This is a genomic window from Streptomyces sp. NPDC001594 (assembly GCF_042893675.1).
Lineage (GTDB): Bacteria > Actinomycetota > Actinomycetes > Streptomycetales > Streptomycetaceae > Streptomyces.
In genome coordinates this window covers 452,737-468,028 of record NZ_JBIAVB010000002.1, presented here as the reverse complement: position 1 = coordinate 468,028, position 15,292 = coordinate 452,737, and the positions used below count along the sequence as shown (strand labels likewise).

The 15,292-nt window shown below is 74.2% G+C and carries 14 protein-coding genes and 1 pseudogene; 2 read left to right on the top strand and 13 right to left on the bottom strand.

Features of this window, described 5'->3' with window-relative positions; all coding sequences use genetic code 11:
• Positions 1 to 173 precede the first annotated feature (173 nt).
• From ACFY0O_RS05745 to bldG, 6 genes are all read right to left on the bottom strand, one after another.
• Positions 174 to 371, bottom strand: coding sequence for a hypothetical protein (locus ACFY0O_RS05745; RefSeq protein WP_388943201.1), 198 nt, complete (start codon positions 369 to 371; stop codon positions 174 to 176).
• Between the two features lie 198 nt (positions 372 to 569).
• Positions 570 to 2,084, bottom strand: coding sequence for a methyltransferase (locus ACFY0O_RS05740; protein WP_388943198.1), 1,515 nt, complete (start codon positions 2,082 to 2,084; stop codon positions 570 to 572).
• 98 nt (positions 2,085 to 2,182) lie between these two features.
• Positions 2,183 to 2,737, bottom strand: a complete 555-nt coding sequence (locus ACFY0O_RS05735; protein ID WP_388943196.1) for a small secreted protein — start codon at positions 2,735 to 2,737, stop codon at positions 2,183 to 2,185.
• 123 nt (positions 2,738 to 2,860) lie between these two features.
• On the bottom strand, positions 2,861 to 5,266 hold the full coding sequence (locus tag ACFY0O_RS05730; RefSeq protein WP_388943193.1) for a sodium-translocating pyrophosphatase: 2,406 nt from the start codon (positions 5,264 to 5,266) through the stop codon (positions 2,861 to 2,863).
• A 257-nt stretch (positions 5,267 to 5,523) separates the two neighbouring features.
• Positions 5,524 to 5,964, bottom strand: a complete 441-nt coding sequence (locus tag ACFY0O_RS05725; protein ID WP_358895896.1) for an ATP-binding protein — start codon at positions 5,962 to 5,964, stop codon at positions 5,524 to 5,526.
• A 101-nt stretch (positions 5,965 to 6,065) separates the two neighbouring features.
• Positions 6,066 to 6,407: an anti-sigma factor antagonist BldG gene (bldG, locus tag ACFY0O_RS05720; protein ID WP_358895895.1), complete on the bottom strand. Its 342-nt coding sequence runs from the start codon at positions 6,405 to 6,407 to the stop codon at positions 6,066 to 6,068.
• A gap of 80 nt (positions 6,408 to 6,487) precedes the next feature.
• Between bldG and ACFY0O_RS05715 the strand changes: the two genes are divergently transcribed.
• Positions 6,488 to 8,935 carry a DEAD/DEAH box helicase gene (locus tag ACFY0O_RS05715; RefSeq protein ID WP_388943189.1) on the top strand — a complete coding sequence of 816 codons (2,448 nt, stop codon included), beginning with the start codon at positions 6,488 to 6,490 and terminating at the stop codon, positions 8,933 to 8,935.
• A gap of 75 nt (positions 8,936 to 9,010) precedes the next feature.
• Here the strand turns inward: ACFY0O_RS05715 and ACFY0O_RS05710 are convergent.
• From ACFY0O_RS05710 to ssd, 7 genes and pseudogenes are all read right to left on the bottom strand, one after another.
• Positions 9,011 to 9,208 (bottom strand): annotated as a pseudogene (locus ACFY0O_RS05710) (Rv3654c family TadE-like protein); the annotation flags it as partial.
• A 59-nt stretch (positions 9,209 to 9,267) separates the two neighbouring features.
• Complete coding sequence (locus tag ACFY0O_RS05705; RefSeq protein WP_388943187.1) at positions 9,268 to 9,645, bottom strand: TadE family type IV pilus minor pilin; 378 nt, start codon at positions 9,643 to 9,645, stop codon at positions 9,268 to 9,270.
• Positions 9,632 to 9,829: a DUF4244 domain-containing protein gene (locus tag ACFY0O_RS05700; protein WP_358895892.1), complete on the bottom strand. Its 198-nt coding sequence runs from the start codon at positions 9,827 to 9,829 to the stop codon at positions 9,632 to 9,634. Before ACFY0O_RS05700 ends, ACFY0O_RS05705 begins: the two co-directional genes overlap by 14 nt.
• 114 nt (positions 9,830 to 9,943) lie before the next feature.
• Positions 9,944 to 10,723, bottom strand: coding sequence for a type II secretion system F family protein (locus tag ACFY0O_RS05695; RefSeq protein ID WP_388943184.1), 780 nt, complete (start codon positions 10,721 to 10,723; stop codon positions 9,944 to 9,946).
• Complete coding sequence (locus ACFY0O_RS05690) at positions 10,723 to 11,607, bottom strand: type II secretion system F family protein (RefSeq protein WP_388943181.1); 885 nt, start codon at positions 11,605 to 11,607, stop codon at positions 10,723 to 10,725. Before ACFY0O_RS05690 ends, ACFY0O_RS05695 begins: the two co-directional genes overlap by 1 nt.
• Entirely contained in the window at positions 11,604 to 12,752 is a 1,149-nt protein-coding gene (locus ACFY0O_RS05685; RefSeq protein ID WP_388943179.1) for a TadA family conjugal transfer-associated ATPase, read from the bottom strand. The genes ACFY0O_RS05690 and ACFY0O_RS05685 overlap by 4 nt, the downstream gene beginning before the upstream one ends.
• A complete protein-coding gene (gene ssd, locus ACFY0O_RS05680; RefSeq protein WP_388943474.1) occupies positions 12,749 to 13,912 on the bottom strand; it encodes a septum site-determining protein Ssd in 1,164 nt (387 codons plus the stop codon). The genes ACFY0O_RS05685 and ssd overlap by 4 nt, the downstream gene beginning before the upstream one ends.
• 492 nt (positions 13,913 to 14,404) lie before the next feature.
• Here ssd and ACFY0O_RS05675 point away from each other — a divergent pair, with 492 nt between their 5' ends.
• Entirely contained in the window at positions 14,405 to 15,274 is an 870-nt protein-coding gene (locus ACFY0O_RS05675; RefSeq protein WP_388943177.1) for an HAD family hydrolase, read from the top strand.
• Positions 15,275 to 15,292 lie beyond the last annotated feature (18 nt).

Sequence of the window (15,292 nt, the reverse complement as noted above, 5' to 3'; positions counted from 1 at the left end):
CGCAACGGCCACTCGAACGGTAACCCGACAAGTGCCATTTCTGCCGCCCGGATGCCGCGCCGGGCCCCTCGCGGTCACCGGGCCGAGTGGCCCGGGGGCCGTCTGGCCCCGCCCCCGCACCCGCTGCGACGTCGTGTTTCACACCCCGCTGGAGATCATCGCCGGTCCGCGCCTCAGAACCGCTGGAGGCACCACACTCCCAGGGCCAGCGAGCCCGTGCCGGCGAGCAGCGCCAGCGGGACGGCCACGGCGGGGCGCACCCCTTCGGCGACCGGCGCCCGGCGACCGGCCCGCGCCCCCGTCCAGACCAGCAGGGCCGCCCCGAACAGCAGGAACACACCCGCCGCGAAGACCGCCGGACCGCGTTCCATGCCGTTCCCCCTCCACCCGGGCCGCCCGGGGGATCCCCCCGAATCCCCCGCTGCCCGGGAGCCTGCCACCCGTGGGGATACGGCGGGCGAACCCCGGGTTACATCACGGGTTCGCCCGGGTCCGCGGCCCGGGAACGGCTGCCGGGCGCGGTGCCGGCCGGCCCGGCGGACGGCCCGGCGGACGGCCCGGCGGACGGCCTACCGGCCCGGCCCCTGGACGGGCTCCAGGAACCCCTGCTCGACCAGCATCCGGATCGCCTCCGGGGTGCGGTCCCGCAGCAGGACCGGGTCCTCCTCGACCAGCTGGGCGATCGCGTCGAGGATCCGGCCCGCGCTGAGCGAGCCGTCGCACACCCCGGCGAAACCCGCACCGACCGTGTCCACCTTGGTGGCCCGGCGCATCCCGCGGTTCTGCCGGAGCACCACGTGCTCGGGGTCCTCCGCGCCGGGGGCGCCGACCTGCTCCTGGACGACCTCCTCGGTCAGCTGGAAGTACCCGGCCAGCAGCGCGGCGTCGTCGTGTTCGCGCAGGTAGTCCTGGCGGGCGAAGTGGGCCAGGACGGTCTCGCCGAGCGGCTGCTCCACCGTGTGCGGCCACTCCTCGACCACGATCGAGGGCTCGGCCGCGTCGGTGCGGCGCAGGGTGATCCAGCCGAAGCCGACGGCCTTGGTCTTGCGGGACTCGAACTCGTCCAGCCAGTCCTCGTAGCGCGCCGCGTACTCGGCCGGGTCGCTGCGGTGGTCGCCGGCGTCGCGCAGCCACAGCTCGGCGTACTGCGTCACGTCCTGTACGTCGCGCTGCACGATCCACGCGTCGCAGCCGCGCGGCACCCAGGAGCGGACCCGGTCGTGCCAGTCCTCGCCCTCGACGTGCTGCCAGTTGCCGAGGAACTGGGCGAACCCCCCGGGGTTGAGGTGGTCCCCGGCCTGCTGGACCAGGGTCCGGCACAGGTCGTCGCCGCCCATCCCGCCGTCGCGGTACGTGAGCCGGGCGCCGGGGGAGATGACGAAGGGCGGGTTCGAGACGATCAGGTCGTACGTGGCGTCGCCGACGGGCTCGAACAGGGAGCCGGTGAGCAGCTCGGCCTCAGGCGCCCCGGAGAGCGCCAGCGTCAGCCGGGTGAATTCCAGGGCCCGCGGGTTGACGTCGGTGGCGGTGACCCGGGTGGCGTGCTGGGCGGCGTGCAGGGCCTGGATGCCGGACCCGGTGCCCAGGTCGAGGGCCGAGCCGACGGGGACGCGGACGGTGATCCCGGCCAGGGTGGTGGAGGCCCCGCCGACACCGAGGACGACGCCCTCCTCGCGGCTGCCGATGCCGCCGGCCCCGCCGACGGCGCAGCCGAGGTCGGAGACGATGAACCAGTCCTCGCCGTCGGGACCGCCGTACGGGCGCACGTCGACGGTGGCGTGCACCTCGTCCCCCTCCCGCCGCAGCCACCCGTCGGCGAGCGCAGCCTCGACGGGCAGCGCCTGCGCGGCGTGCACGTGGGGCACGGGGCACTGCAGGAGGAACAGCCGCACCAGGGTGGCGAGGGGGCCGTCGCCGTGGCTGCGCGTGGCGCGCAGGGCGGGGACCGTCTCGCTGCGGGCGAGCGCGGCGTAGGCGGGGGCGCCGAGCAGGTCGAGCAGCCCGTCGGCGGTGAAACCGGCGGCGAGGAAGGCTTCGCGGAGCTCGGCGGCGCGGTCGGGCTTGGGGAGGCTGGTGGTACTCACCCGTCCATTGTGGCCGCTGGGGCCGGTGATCCGTGCGATCCCCGGGGCACGGCGGCCGGGCCCGCCCGGGACCCCGGCCGCCACAACCGCGGAAGCGGCTACTTGGGCGCCGAGACCTGGCAGCCCTTCTGGGTGTAGATCACCTTGAGACCGGTCGAGTTGAGCTTCTCCTTGCTCGCCGTCTCGTTGGCCGCGACCTCCGTGAGACCGCCGGCGACCTGCTGGAGGCCGTCCGCGAACTTGCTCTGGTCCTTGGGGTCCAGGGCGTCGATCTTCGTCTTGAGGTCGGTGTAGCTCTTGGAGATCTCGCCGTAGCTCTTGACCACCGAGTCCTGTGCGGCCTTGCCGTCCTTGACCGGGGCCTCACCGGCCGCCGTCAGGGAGGAGGCCATGTTCTTGTAGGAGTCCGAAAGGGTCTGGAACGCGGCCGAGTCGGTCTTCTGGACCTCCTCCGGCTTGCTGCTCTGGGAGGCGACCCGCTTCAGCTCGTCGTTGGTGCCCTTGATCTTCGTGAGCTCGGGCTCCCACTTGTCGCAGACCTTCTTGGCCCACGCGTCGGCCTTCTTGTCGCCGCTGTCGTCACCGCCGCAGCCGGACAGCACGAGCATCAGTACAGCACCGCAGGACACCGCGGCCGCAAGCTTCTTGTTCACCGGATTGGTCCCTTCGAAGGCTCTCGGCCGGAAGATACACGCCCGCCTTCCGAGACGTGGAAAAGCGGACGGACGGCGCGTCAGTACGCGCCGCCCGTCCGCCGTTCGGGCGCACCCGGTGGATCAGGAGACCGTCGCCGGGTCCGCCGGCTGGGCCACGCGCTCCGCTCCCGCGCTCCCCGCCTCGTCGTCGCCGACGGCGATGCCGCGGCGCTTGGACACGTACACCGCGCCGATGATGACGAGCAGCGCGATCGCCGCGACCACGGCCCGCACGGTCGCGCTGGTGTCCGGGCCGTAGCTGAACTGCACGACGGCCGGGGCGATCAGCAGGGCCACCAGGTTCATGACCTTCAGCAGCGGGTTGATGGCGGGGCCGGCGGTGTCCTTGAAGGGGTCGCCGACGGTGTCGCCGATGACCACCGCGGCGTGGGCCTCGCTGCCCTTGCCGCCGTGGTGGCCGTCCTCGACGAGCTTCTTCGCGTTGTCCCACGCGCCGCCGGAGTTGGCCAGGAAGACCGCCATCAGGGTGCCGCAGCCGATGGCGCCGGCGAGGAAGGAGCCGAGGGCGCCGACGCCGAGGGTGAAGCCGACCGCGATCGGGGTGAGTACGGCGATCAGGCCCGGGGTGGCCAGTTCGCGCAGGGCGTCCTTGGTGCAGATGTCCACGACGCGCCCGTACTCGGGCTTCTCGGAGTAGTCCATGATCCCGGGGTGCTCGCGGAACTGGCGGCGCACCTCGTAGACGACGGCGCCCGCGGAGCGGGACACGGCGTTGATGGCCAGGCCCGAGAACAGGAACACGACGGCCGCGCCGAGGATCAGGCCGACCAGGTTGTTGGGCTGGGCGATGTCCAGGCTGAGGTTCATCTCCCCGGCCTTGGCGCCGACGGACTTGACCGCGTTGCCGATGGCGTCGTTGTACGAGCCGAAGAGCGCGGCCGCGGCCAGCACGGCGGTGGCGATGGCGATGCCCTTGGTGATGGCCTTGGTGGTGTTGCCGACGGCGTCGAGGTCGGTGAGGACCTGGGCGCCGGCGCCCTCGACGTCGCCGGACATCTCCGCGATGCCCTGGGCGTTGTCGGAGACCGGGCCGAAGGTGTCCATGGCGACGATGACGCCGACGGTGGTGAGCAGGCCGGTGCCGGCCAGGGCCACCGCGAAGAGCGCGAGCATGATGGACGTGCCGCCGAGCAGGAAGGCCCCGTAGACGGCGAGGCCGATGAGCAGCGCCGTGTAGACGGCGGACTCCAGGCCGACGGAGATGCCGGCGAGGATCACGGTGGCGGGTCCGGTCAGCGAGGTCTTGCCGATGTCCCGGACGGGGCGGCGGTTGGTCTCGGTGAAGTAGCCGGTCAGCTGCTGGATCAGGGCCGCGAGCACGATGCCGATGGCGACGGCGACCACGGCCAGGATCCGCGGGTCCCCGGAGTGGTTCAGGATCGCGGCGTCCTCGACCCCGGTGAGCTCCTTGTAGGTGGCCGGGAGGTAGGCGTAGACGGCGGCCCCGACGAGCACCAGGGAGATCACGGCGGAGATGAAGAAGCCGCGGTTGATGGCGCTCATCCCGCTGCGGTCGGCGCGGCGCGGGGCCACGGCGAAGATGCCGATCATGGCGGTGACCACACCGATGGCGGGCACGATCAGCGGGAAGGCGAGGCCCAGGTCGCCGAAGGCGGCCTTGCCGAGGATGAGGGCGGCCACGAGGGTGACGGCGTAGGACTCGAAGAGGTCGGCCGCCATCCCCGCGCAGTCGCCGACGTTGTCGCCCACATTGTCGGCGATGGTCGCGGCATTGCGCGGATCGTCCTCCGGAATGCCCTGCTCGACCTTGCCGACCAGGTCGGCGCCCACGTCGGCGGCCTTGGTGAAGATGCCGCCGCCCACGCGCATGAACATCGCGATGAGCGCGGCGCCGAGGCCGAAGCCCTCCAGCACCTTGGGGGCGTCGGCGGCGTAGACGAGCACGACGCAGGAGGCGCCGAGCAGGCCGAGGCCGACGGTGAACATGCCGACCACGCCGCCCGTGCGGAAGGCGATCTTCATGGCCTTGTGGGCGACTTCGGTCAGGTCCTTGGCGGGCTCGCCCTCGGCGGGGGTGGCCTCGCGGGCGGCCGCGGCGACGCGGACGTTGGCGCGGACCGCGAGGCGCATGCCGATGTAGCCGGTGGTGGCCGAGAAGAGGGCGCCGACGAGGAAGAAGGCGGAGCGCCCGGAGCGCTGCGTCCAGTCGTCGGCGGGGAGCAGGAAGAGCAGGAAGAAGACCACGACGGCGAAGATGCCGAGGGTGCGCAACTGGCGGCCCAGATAGGCGTTCGCGCCCTCCTGCACCGCCGCGGCGATCCTCTTCATGCTGCTGGTGCCCTCGTCGGCCGCGAGGACCTGGCGGACCAGGATCTGGGCGACGACGAGAGCGGCCAGTGCGATGCCCGCGATGGCGAACACGATGAGCCGGTTGTCATCCGTGAGTACTGCGGCCGCCAGATCATCGGTGTGATCCACGGCGTTGGGGGTGAAGAGCCCCGTCATTCGTCCTCCTTGACGTGATGAGCTCAAGATGTGGACGGATTGTAGGGAGCGCGCCCTGATCAAAACAGTGGGCGTGAAACGGAATTGGCGCGCTCTTGCTCCTCAGCAATAGATCGCGTCACTCCTTTACCCTCGAAAGAGGTAATGGGGCAAAAGCATTGACTGCTGATCAACGATCTAGAGGATTTCCCGGGAAATGGAAAAGGCCCTGCTCAGCAGGGCCTTGATAAAGATCGGAAGATAGGACGGGCGCAGCCCTACGGGAGATCGGAAACCCCGGCGACGGGCCAGCGCATCCGGATCGTTCCGCCCGATTCCCCACTGGTCACGGAGACGTCGTCGACGAGTCCGCTGATCACGGCGAGGCCCATCTCGTCCTCGCCGTCCGCGTCCGGGTCCAGGGCCGCTTCCATGCCGGGCACCGGTTCGGAGGAACCGCCAGCCGGCCCGGGCACCTCGTCGCCGACCTCGATGGAGAACACCTTCTCCTCCTCGGTCAGCACCACCCGGACGGGCGCGTCCAGTCCGTTGCTGCGGTGCAGTCCGACGGCACGCGAACAGGCCTCACCCACGGCGAGGCGGACCTCGTCGAGGACGGCTTCCTCCACCCCGGCGCGGCGCGCCACGGCGGCCGCGACCAGGCGGGCCGTGCGGACGTGCTCGGGCTGGGCGCTGAAACGCAGTTCAACAGTGGCCATGTGCGTCCCCCTCGGACTACAGGCGTGCCTTGACAGGGGCCCGGACCACCCAGGGTCCGGGTACCCCCTCCTCGGCGGCTCCTCGTATCCGGAGCCGTATGTCAGTCGATGGCCTGGACGGCGTCGTCCACCGAGGTGTGGATCGGGAACACCTTCGTCAGACCGGTGATCCGGAAGATCTTCAGGATGCGCTCCTGGTTGCAGACCAGACGCAGCGAGCCCTCGTGCGCGCGGACGCGCTTGAGGCCTCCCACGAGCACACCGAGGCCGGTGGAGTCGAGGAAGTCCACTCGCTCCATGTCGACAACCAGGTGGTAGCTGCCGTCGTTCACCAACTCCACCAACTGCTCGCGCAGCTTGGGCGCGGTATACACATCAATCTCGCCACCGACCTCTACGACCGTGCGGTCGCCGACAGTGCGAGTCGACAGGGACAGGTCCACGGATCCTCCAGCACCTTGCTATCGAGCGGCGCCCCCCAGGGGCCTCCCACCCGAAGGTAGGGGAGGGATCGGCTGCCGCGATGGCATTCAATCACTTACCGGCAGGCGCGCACGACGCCTTGAGTCCATTGTCCCGCACGCCGGTGACACACTCGGTTCCAATGGCCAACACTCACCGCCCCGGTCCGGCCACGGCACCGGCGGACCCACGACCCACCCCCGGCACCGTTCTGGACCGCCTGTCACGGGGGCCTTCCCGAGCTGCGCGCATCACCCATACGGAGCACTTGCCCCCTCGGGCGGGCCGTCATGCGGTCTGGCCGCACCGGGTCCGAACGGATGTAGTAGCCGCGATCCAGGCGGCGGGCATCGAACACCCGTGGGAACACCAGGCCGCGGCCGCCGAGCTCGCCCTGGACGGCGAGTCTGTGGTCATCGCCACAGGAACCGCCTCGGGCAAGTCGCTGGCCTACCTGGCCCCCGTGCTGTCGGCCCTGGCCGACGGAGCCGAGGCACCCAACGGGCGGGGTGCGACCGCCCTCTACCTGGCCCCGACCAAGGCTCTGGCCGCCGACCAGCGGCGCGCCGTCCGGGAACTCGCCGCCCCCCTCGGGAACGCCGTGCGACCGGCCGTGTACGACGGGGACACGCCCGTCGAGGAACGCGAGTGGATCCGCCAATACGCCAACTACGTGCTGACCAACCCCGACATGCTGCACCGGGGCATCCTGCCCTCCCATCCCCGCTGGTCCTCCTTCCTCAAGGCCCTGCGCTACGTCGTCGTCGACGAGTGCCACAGCTACCGGGGGGTCTTCGGCTCGCACGTCGCCCAGGTCCTGCGGCGGCTGCGCCGGATCTGCGCCCGCTACGGCTCGGAGCCCGTGTTCCTGCTGGCCTCCGCCACGGCGAGCGACCCGGCGGCCGCCGCCTCCCGGCTGACCGGGGTCCCGGTCACCCAGATCACCGACGACGCCTCGCCGCGCGGCGAGGTGGTCTTCGCCCTGTGGGAGCCGCCCCTGACCGAGCTCAAGGGCGAGAAGGGCGCCCCGGTGCGCCGCACCGCCACGGCGGAGACCGCCGACCTGCTGACCGACCTGGTGGTCCAGGGGGTCCGGACGGTGGCCTTCGTCCGCTCCCGGCGCGGCGCCGAGCTGATCTCCGTGATCACCCAGGAGCGGCTGGCCGCCGTCGACCGGTCCCTGCCCCGGCGGGTCGCCGCCTACCGGGGCGGCTACCTGCCCGAGGAGCGCCGCGCCCTGGAGCGGGCCCTGCACTCCGGGGAACTCCTGGGGCTGGCCGCCACCACGGCCCTGGAGCTCGGCGTGGACGTGTCCGGCCTGGACGCCGTGCTGATCACGGGGTATCCGGGCACCCGGGCCTCGCTGTGGCAGCAGGCCGGGCGCGCCGGCCGCGCGGGGCAGGGCGCCCTGGCGGTGCTGATCGCCCGCGACGACCCGCTGGACACGTATCTGGTCCACCACCCAGAGGCCCTCTTCCGGCAGCCGGTGGAGGCCACCGTGCTGGACCCCGACAATCCCTACGTCCTGGCCCCCCACCTGTGCGCGGCCGCCGCCGAGCTGCCCCTGACCGAGGCCGACCTGGACCTCTTCGGACCCGCCACGGCCGGGCTGCTGCCCCAGCTGGAGGCGGCGAAGCTACTGCGGCGGCGGACCGCGGCCTGGCACTGGACCCGCCGGGAGCGGGCCTCGGACCTGGCCGACATCCGCGGCGGCGGGGGCCGCCCGGTGCAGATCGTCGAGGCCGGGACCGGACGGCTGCTGGGCACGGTGGACGAGTCCGCCTCCCACACCGCGGTCCACGAAGGCGCCGTCCACCTCCACCAGGGCCGCACGTACCTGGTGCGGCGCCTGGACCTGGAGGAGTCCGTGGCCCTGGTCGAGGAGGCGGACCCGCCCTTCTCCACCACGGCCCGTGACACCACCTCGATCACCATCCTGGAGACCGAGACCGAGGTCCCCTGGGGCGCGGCCCGGCTCTGCTACGGCTCCGTCGAGGTCACCAACCAGGTCGTGTCCTACCTGCGCCGGAAGCTGATCACCGGCGAGGTGCTCGGCGAGGCCAAGCTGGACCTGCCGCCGCGCACCCTGCGCACCCGGGCCGTGTGGTGGACGGTCACCGAGGACCAGCTCGACGAGGCCCGGATCAACCCGGAGATCCTCGGGGGCGCCCTGCACGCCGCCGAGCACGCCTCCATCGGCCTGCTCCCGCTGTTCGCCACCTGCGACCGCTGGGACATCGGCGGGGTCTCGGTGCCGCTGCATCCGGACACCCTGCTGCCCACGGTGTTCGTGTACGACGGCCACCCGGGCGGCGCCGGTTTCGCGGAGCGGGCCTTCCATACGGCCCGGGAGTGGCTGACGGCCACCCGGGACGCCATCGCCGCCTGCGAGTGCGAGGCGGGCTGCCCCTCCTGCATCCAGTCCCCCAAGTGCGGCAACGGCAACGACCCCCTCCACAAACGCGGCGCGATCCGGCTCCTCACCCGCCTCCTGGCTCCGTCCCCCTGACCCCCCGGCCAGGGGCGGGCCCGCCCGGGCGGCGACCGCCGGGGCGAAGGGGCCGGCCCGGACCACGGCGGTGACCTCGGCCACCTCGCCCCCGAGCCGGCACCGGGCCACCACGGCCCCCTGGGCCGCGGCCACCCGCCCGGCCGCCGCGCAGGCGGCCCGCGGGCCGTGCGCCCAGCCGGCCGCCGCCGCGAGGGCCGCCAGATCGGCCGCGGCGCCCGCCCGGTGCCGGGCCACCACCGCCTGCCCGAGCAGCAGCACGCCCCCGAACACCGCCACCAGCGCGGTGGCCACCACGGTGGCCCACACCGTCGCGGAGCCCCGGTCCCGGCTCACGGCGGCGGCCCCACGCTGTCCTCGGCCAGGGCCGCCGCCCGCGCCCCGAGCCGCACCGGCAGCCCGGCCGGCCCCGGGGCGGGCGCCGCCACCCGCACCCGCCACAGGTCCCCGTCCCGCTCCACCTCCACCTCGGCCCCCGGCGGGGCCGCCTGCCGGGCCGCCGCCCGCACCGCCCCGGCGGGTTCCGACCGGGCCGCCGCCCTGGCACCCGCCCGGGCGGCGTCCACACACCGGATCTGCGCGGCCGCCGCCATCAGCGCCCACACCAGCAGGGCCGCCAGCAGCACCAGGGCCGGAATGACGAGTGCCGCCTCCGCCGTGACATAACCCCGGTCCCCGGCGACCGGCGGCCTTCCCTCAGAAGGGCGCATCGAGCGCCTTCCCGATGGTCGACTGAAGGGCCGTCGCGACCACGTCACTCGTCACCACCTTGTACAGGACCGCGGCGAACGCACAGGCCGCGATCGTGCCCATGGCGTATTCCGAAGTCGACATCCCCCGGTCGCTCCCGCGACCGCTCAGCGCCGCCCGCAGACGAAACCAGATGATCCTCATGACAACCTCCTGTGGGATTACGTTCTTGATGTGATTTCAGTGATTCCAGTGATTTCAGATGGTGATCGTGAAACTCCCGGCCGGAACACCCCGGCTCCGGAGGGCTCCGGGAATTCAGCCTGCCGCCAGCAGGCCGGAGGCCATTCCGATCACCACCGGCGCCACCCCGAGTGCCAGGAAGGCGGGGAGGAAGCACAGCCCGACCGGTGCGGTGACGAGCACCGCGGCCCGCTGCGCCCGGGCCCCCGCCCGCCGGGTGCGGTCGGCCCGCAGGGCAGCCGCCAGCCGGGACACCGGCTCCGCGGCGGGCGCCCCCGTCCGCGCGGCGCGCTCCAGGCACTCCGCCAGCCCCCGGGCCCCCGGTATGCCCGCCAACCTCCCCCACGCCGCGCCCGGTTCACCGCCCAGCCGCAGCTCCGCCCCGGCGAGCGCCAGCCGCTCGCCCACCGGACCGCCCAGCGACTCCCCCACCACCTCGGCCGCCTCCACCGGCCCCGCACCCGCCGCCAGACAGGCGGCCAGCAGATCCGCCGCGAACGGCAACTCCCGCTCCGCCGCCCGCGGGTCGAGCCCGGCGGGCGGACGCGGCCGGGCCGACCAGCACCGCACCCCGGCGGCCGCACCGCACCCGGCGAGCAGCCCCCACACCCCGCCGACCAGCACCCAGCCGGCCACCAGCGCCCCGGCGGGCGCCGCCCAGGCCACCGCCATCCCCCGCACCCGGCGGCCACCCGGCGGCCCCCGCCGTACCGGCCGGGCCGTCCGGAACACGGCCGCCAGCCTGCGCCGCGCCGCCCGCCGCCCCAGCCGCGCCCACGCCGCCGAGGCCGGCCACCACACCGCCAGCGCCAGGCACAGCACCGTCCCCAGCCCGTGGACCACCGGCCCGTCCATCACCGCTCCCCCGTCCGTACGATCCGCCGGCACCACAGCAGCCCCAGCGCCTCCAGCACCCCGCCCGCCACCAGGCAGCCCCACCCCACCGGGGAGTGCAGCAGCACCTCCAGCGGATCCGCCCCGAGCGCGGTCCCCATCAGCAGCCCCACCAGCGGCAGCAGCGCGAGCACCACCGTCGTCGACCTGGCCCCCGCCAGCTGGGCCCGCAGGGACTCCTTCCGGTCCCGCTCGGCCCGCAGGGCGCCCTCCAGCCGGTCCAGGCCCGCCGCCAGGCCGGCGCCGCCGTCCACCGAGACCCGCCAGCAGGCCGCCATCGCGGCCAGCCCCTCGGCGCCCGGCTCCCGCGCCGCCTCATGCAGCGCACGGGCCACGTCCCCGCCGAAGGCCGCAGCCGCCAGCACGGCCGCCTCCGCCGGGCCCGGACCGCCGGGACCGGCCGCCGTACGCCGTATCGCCGCCGTCAGCGCCTGCCCCGGCTGGGCACCCGCCCTCAGCTCCCCGACCACGGCCCCGCACAGCTCCACCACCCCGGCGGCCCGCGCTTCCCGCGCCCGCTCCCGCTCCCGGGCCCGCAGCCACCGGCGCAGCAGCGGCACCGCGGCGGCCCCCAGCACCAGCGGGATCACCGAGCCGCCCAGCACCGCCACCAGCAGCCCGGCCGCGACCACCGCCCCCTCCCGCCACCAGGCGGCCCGGCCCCGCACCGCCGCCACCAGCCGCCACCCGGCCGGCGGCCCGCACGGCAGGGCGGGCACCCCTCCCGCCAGCACCAGCCGGGTCCGGCGGGACGCCCCGTCACCCCCGGCCAGCCCCCAGGCGGCCGCCCCCGCGCAGAGCACCCCCGCGAACACCGGCACCGACCCCAGCACCCCGGCGCTCACCGCGCACCCCGCAGCAGCGGACCGAGCCGCTCCCAGCCCCGCTCCCGCAGGAACCCGCGGGCCCCCCAGCGCAGCGCGGGGACGGTCACCACGAGCCCGTCCGCATCCCGCTCCAGCACATGGACCTCCGCCACCCGCCGCCGCCCCGACCGGTCCCGGACGAGATGGACCACGAGGGTCAGCGCGGCAGCCAACTGGCTGTGCAGGGCGGCCCGGTCGAGCCCGGCGGCGCTACCGAGCGCCTCCAGCCGGGCGGGGACGTGCTCGGCGGCATTGGCATGGACCGTGCCGCAGCCCCCCTCGTGCCCCGTGTTCAGCGCGGCCAGCAGATCGGCCACCTCGGCTCCGCGCACCTCGCCGACCACCAGCCGGTCGGGGCGCATCCGCAGGGCCTGGCGGACCAGATCGGCGAGGGTGACCAGACCCGCGCCCTCCTGGTTCGCGGGCCGGGTCTCCAGCCGCACCACATGGGGATGGTCCGGCCGCAGTTCGGCGGAGTCCTCGGCCAGCACGATCCGTTCGGCCGGCCCGACCAGCCCGAGCAGGGCACTGAGGAGGGTGGTCTTGCCCGTGCCCGTCCCGCCGGAGACGAGGAAGGACAGCCGGGCCTCGACCATCGCCCGCAGCAGCCGCTGCCCGCCCGGCGGAAGGGTCCCCGCGGCGACCAGCTCCTCCAGCGTGAACGCCTTGGGCCGCACCACCCGCAGGGACAGGCACGCCGACCCGACGGCCACCGGCGGGAGGACGGCGTGCAGCCGGGTGCCGTCCGGCATCCGGGCGTCCACCCAGGGCCGGGCGTCGTCCAGCCGGCGCCCCGCGACGGCGGCCAGCCGCTGGGCCAGCCTGCGCACCGCCTCGGCGTCGGCGAAGGTCACCTCGGTCAGCTCCAGCCCGCCACCCCGGTCCACCCACACCCGGTCGGGGGCGGCCACCAGCACATCGGTGACCCCGGGATCCCCCAGCAGCCGCTCCAGCGGGCCCGCACCGACCAGCTCGGAGCGCAACTCGGCCGCGACGCCCAGCACTTCCGCGTCCCCGAGCAGCCGACCCTGCGCCCGCAGCGCCGCCGCCACCCGGGCCGGAGTGGGCTCCGCGCCGCTCTCGGCCAGACGCCGGCGCACGGCGTCCAGCAGGACCGCGCTCATGCCGGCACCCCCTGCACCGGGCCGAGGGCCCGCTGCCAGAAGCCGTCGCAGAACCGGGCCAACGCACCCCGCGCACCCGGCGGTTCCCCCTCGGCCACCCGCCCCGGGAGCCCCACCTCCACCGGCACCTCCCCGGCCAGCGGCGCTCCCAGCAGCCCCGCGACCGCTTCGGCGTCGAGCCCCTGCCGGCAGCGGCCCCGCACGACCACGCGGACGTCCCGGGCCACCATCCGCACCCCGGCCGCGACCCGCCCCGCCGCGGCCACCGACCGCAGCTCACCGGGGACCACCAGCAGGACGAGGTCCAACTGGGCCAGCACCTCCGCCACCGCCTCGTCCACCCGCCGGGGCAGGTCGACCACCACCACCCCGCCGCGTCGCCGGGCGGCGGCCACCACCGACCGCATCGCGGCGGGCGGCACCACCACCCGGTCCCCGCGGTCCCAGCTCAACACCCGCAGCGCGTGCAGTTCGGGGAGGGACTCCTCCAGCGCCCCGGCCCCGACCCGGCCGCGCGAGGCGGCGAAGTCCGGCCAGCGCAGCCCCTCGGCGCCCTCACCGCCGAGCAGGACGTCCATGCCGCCGCCGAGGGGATCGCCGTCGACCAGGATGGTGCGCTCCCCGGCCCGGGCGGCCCGCAGCGCCAGGGCGCAGGCGAGGGTGGACGCCCCGGCCCCGCCGCTGCCGCCGATGACGCCGACGGTGAGAGCAGGCCGTCCGGCCCCTTCGACCACGTCGGCGAGGCGGTCGACGAGCCGGTTCTCGGCGTCGGGCAGCCGCAGCACCTCCTCGGCGCCGATCTCCACGGCCCGCTGCCACACGAAGGGGTCGTCGAGGTCCCGGCCGACGAGGAACACCCCTTCCCTGCGCGGTGCCCCGCGCACCCGGCGGGCGGCGTCGTCCCCGACCAGGACCAGCGGGGCCGTCTCCCATCCGACGCCCCCGCCCGGTGCGGCGGCGTCCACGCCGCCCCCACCGCCGTCCCCCGCGGTTCCGCTTTGCTCCGGCACCGCATGGTGCACATGCGGCTCGGCGCCCGCGGCGGCGCACAGCCGCAGCAGATCGTCCAGGAGCAGCGGGTCCTCGGTGATGATCAGCGGCCGCCCGCCGCCGGGCCCGGCCCCGCCGGCGCGGGCCGCCGGCCCGCCCCCACCCGCCACGCCGGGCTCCGGCGCTCCACACGACTTCGATCCAGCCACGATCTCCGCCCCCTTCTCACTGCAAATCCACGTGCCGCGGACTTCGCGGCTGGAATCACGGTGCAGGGGCCCGGAAAAAGAAGTGGATCTTGCCGGAAAACTGTGGAGAAGAAGGTGCTTGTGAATATCTTCCCCACCCTCACGAGTGAGTTCCGGAGCGCGCCGGAACAACTACGCAGAGTTACGCGTCGGAGGGGGTGAGGGGCCGCGCCGTGCGGGCCCGCCGAAGAGGGAGGGCCGGGAGGATGTCCGTCGGAACCCGAAGGAGTGGGGCGCGAACCGCGTCCGGACATGCGACGACCCCCGCCGGGGGGGAGAGCGGGGGTCGTCCCCACGGTCCGACTCGGGGGGGGAGGAGCCAGACCGGGTTAGCACGGTCGCGAACGATCCGTGACTTCCATGGTGTACCCGAGAGCCTTCTCAGGCAAACCCACGCGCCACACCTTACGCCGAATGGTGGGCGCATATGCTCGGTGCGTGGAAAATCAGCCCTTGCCGCACTCCTCGCCTCGGACCGCCGCCTTCTTCGACCTGGACAAGACGGTCATTGCGAAGTCGAGCGCCCTGACGTTCAGCAAGTCCTTCTACCAGGGTGGCCTGATCAACCGGCGGGCCGTGCTGCGGACCGCGTACACCCAGTTCATCTTCCTGGCCGGCGGCGCCGACCACGACCAGATGGAGCGGATGCGCGAGTACCTGTCCGCCCTCTGCAAGGGGTGGAACGTCCGCCAGGTGCGGGAGATCGTCGCCGAAGCGCTGCACGACCTGATCGACCCGATCATCTACGACGAGGCCGCGTCCCTCATCGAGGCCCACCACACGGCGGGCCGTGACGTGGTGATCGTGTCCAGCTCGGGCGCCGAAGTCGTCGAGCCCATCGGCGAGATGCTCGGCGCGGACCGGGTCGTGGCCACCCGCATGGTGGTCGGCGAGGACGGCTGCTTCACCGGGGAGATCGAGTACTACGCCTACGGCCCCACGAAGGCGGAGGCGGTGCGCGAGCTCGCCGAGTCCGAGGGCTACGACCTCGCGCGGTGCTACGCGTACAGCGACTCCATCACCGATGTACCGATGCTGGAGGCGGTCGGGCATCCGCACGTGGTCAATCCCGACCGGGCGCTCAGGCGCGAGGCGGTCGCGCGGGAGTGGCCGGTGCTGGTCTTCAGCAAGCCGGTACGGCTCAAGCAGCGGCTGCCCGGCTTCTCCGTCACCGCCCGGCCCGCGCTCGTCGCCGCCGCGGCGGTCGGCGCGGCGGCGGCCACCGCCGGGCTGGTCTGGTACGCGAGCCGCCGCCGCGCGGCGGCGGCCTTCGCGCCCGCCTGATCCGTCCCGATCTGGTGC